Below are 2483 nucleotides of genomic sequence, written 5' to 3'. Positions count from 1 at the left end.
TCAAGGGATGCGAATAATACACCCTTTATTTTTCGAGTCAACACTTTGTTTTAAACTTTCTTTCGACAATTTAAAACCTAAGTTTTATTTAACTCTCTGAGGTAGTTCGTGCCTCGCTATGCGTTGGCGTTTCCCGTCTCAGTGGGGTCGCATTATAGGGAGATCATATTTTTACGCAAGCACTTTTTTAAAGAAAAAGTAAAAAAAGATGCTGTTCGGTTAGTATCTGAACTAAACACCCCGAAACTGATAGTTTTGTAACCAAGCAGTGCACTGTATGGTACAAAAATCACCTTGCTGATACACTCAAATACTAATAATCATGATCTAAAAGGTACTAACTATGGCAATTCGTTCTTATAAAGGTGTTACTCCTTCATTTAATGCGTCTGTTTATGTTGATGATTCATCGGTTTTGGTTGGTAACATTACTTTAGGTGATAATAGTAGTGTGTGGCCATTAGTAGCTGCACGTGGCGATGTTAACTATATACGTATTGGTGAGCGTACAAATATACAAGATGGCAGTGTATTGCATTTATCTCGTGCAACTAAAAGCAATCCTGATGGTTACCCACTTATTATAGGTGACGACGTAACTGTTGGTCATAAGGTAATGCTACACGGATGCGTACTAGGAGATCGTATACTTGTGGGTATGGGCGCTATTATTATGGACAACGTTGTTGTTGAAGACGATGTTATTATTGGAGGAGGTTCTTTGGTGCCTCCAAACAAGCGTTTAGAGTCTGGCTATTTATATGTAGGAAGCCCAGCTAAGCAAGCTCGCCCTCTTACAGACCAAGAACTTGCCTTTTTAAAAATATCTGCTGATAACTACGTATCACTTAAAGATGAGTATTTAGCTGAAATCGCTAACTTAGAGTAATAAGCTTACTTCTATCTGACCTGCCGAGTTGTAACTTTCTTCTTCGATAAGCTCCTCGGCACGCTCTTCGTAATCAAAACGGTACTTTTCAAAATACTCTGTTGCATGGCTTTCGTCTGTTAATTTAAGTGTACTTACTTCTATTACACACTCCACCAGCATGCCACTAACTTGTGCAAAGAATACTAACTGATGATCGGGCTCTCTAAATTCTAGCCTATCTATAAATTGTATTGCTTGGTTCATTTAAGCGCCCCTTGTTTTAGTGCATCAACTACAGGCAGTATTTTTGGCATTTTATTGCGCCATACATAATAGGCTTGAGCAGCCTGGCCCACTAACATACCACTGCCATCTAAAAGCTTAGCGTTAATATTATGCTGTGCAATCCAGTTCATAAAAATAGTATTTTGCAGTGAATAAAACATGTCATAAGCGACTTCACAGTTAGTTATATGTTTTTCATCAAGTGCTGGTAGCTCGTTATTCATACTGCTAGAGGTAGAGTTTATAATTAGTGAGTAATCGCTTACTGGTAAATCATCAAAGCCAAAGCCAGATACAGGTCCATATTGAGTAAATAGCTCTGCGAGTTCTTTAGCTTTTTTTGCTGTGCGATTAACGATTATTATTTCCTGAGGGTTATGCTCTAGCAAAGGTAAAATAACGCCTCGAGCTGCACCGCCCGCGCCAATAATTAAAATACGCTTGTTAGTAATAGCTACTTTATTAGCAAGTAAATCGTTAACAAAACCGATACCATCGGTGTTATCACCGAGTAATGTGCCATCGTCTCGTTTTTTTAAGGTATTAACAGCCCCTACTATTTTAGCTAACGGAGTAAGCTCATCAGCCATTGCATAAGCTTGCTCTTTGAATGGCATTGTAACGTTAGCACCGATACCGCCTTGCTCAAAAAAAGACAATACTGTTTTTTCAAAGTTATCGATAGGTGCTAATATTGCGCGGTAGTCGATTTGCTCACCCAGTGATACAGCAAATTGTTTATGTATCGCGGGGGATTTTGAATGTTTAATTGGATTTCCAAAAACCGCATATTTGTCCATTTTAAAGCAACCTCTTTGCAGCTATACACTGCCTATTAACGATGATAAATAATATGATTAAACGACTTTTTTCTAAATCTAAGCCAACTCCCGAGCAACAGGCTCCTACTCCTGAAAAAACACCGTACGAAATAATAGGTGGAGAAAAAGGAGCGCGCGCTATTGCCAATCGATTCTACGACATAATGGAGTCAGATGAATACGCTAAACCGTTATATGATATGCATCCTCTGCCATTAGATCGAATTCGCCAAGTATTTTTTGAATTTTTATCTGGTTGGTTAGGCGGGCCAAACCTATTTACAGAAAAACATGGCCAGCCAATGCTACGTAAACGCCATATGCCTTTTACTGTAGATAAAGCATTGCGCGATCAGTGGATGTACTGCATGAATAAAACGCTGGATATAGAAATAGACAACCCGTTGTTACGTGAAGGCTTAAAACAATCATTCTCTCAACTAGCAACGCACATGATTAACCAGCATTAAATTTGTATTTAGCCACAATGCAAAAAGGCGCTAATT

The 2483-nt window shown here is 38.7% G+C and carries 4 protein-coding genes; 2 read left to right on the top strand and 2 right to left on the bottom strand.

Annotated elements, in window-relative coordinates:
• The first annotated feature begins 343 nt into the window (after positions 1–343).
• Positions 344–889, top strand: coding sequence for a gamma carbonic anhydrase family protein (locus PX700_RS21805; protein ID WP_197209652.1), 546 nt, complete (start codon positions 344–346; stop codon positions 887–889).
• On the opposite strand, the gene PX700_RS21800 is transcribed toward PX700_RS21805, so the two are convergent.
• A complete protein-coding gene (locus PX700_RS21800) occupies positions 881–1135 on the bottom strand; it encodes a DUF1488 family protein (RefSeq protein ID WP_415638669.1) in 255 nt (84 codons plus the stop codon). The two genes, PX700_RS21805 and PX700_RS21800, sit on opposite strands and share 9 nt — an antisense overlap.
• Positions 1132–1956 carry a shikimate dehydrogenase gene (gene aroE / locus PX700_RS21795; RefSeq protein WP_415638668.1) on the bottom strand — a complete coding sequence of 275 codons (825 nt, stop codon included), beginning with the start codon at positions 1954–1956 and terminating at the stop codon, positions 1132–1134. The genes PX700_RS21800 and aroE overlap by 4 nt, the downstream gene beginning before the upstream one ends.
• A gap of 53 nt (positions 1957–2009) precedes the next feature.
• Here aroE and PX700_RS21790 point away from each other — a divergent pair, with 53 nt between their 5' ends.
• Complete coding sequence (locus PX700_RS21790) at positions 2010–2447, top strand: group II truncated hemoglobin (protein ID WP_197209655.1); 438 nt, start codon at positions 2010–2012, stop codon at positions 2445–2447.
• Positions 2448–2483: the final 36 nt, after the last annotated feature.

The sequence above is a fragment of the Pseudoalteromonas sp. TP27 genome, from assembly GCF_056470645.1.
This window is presented reverse-complemented; position numbering and strand designations above follow the sequence as displayed.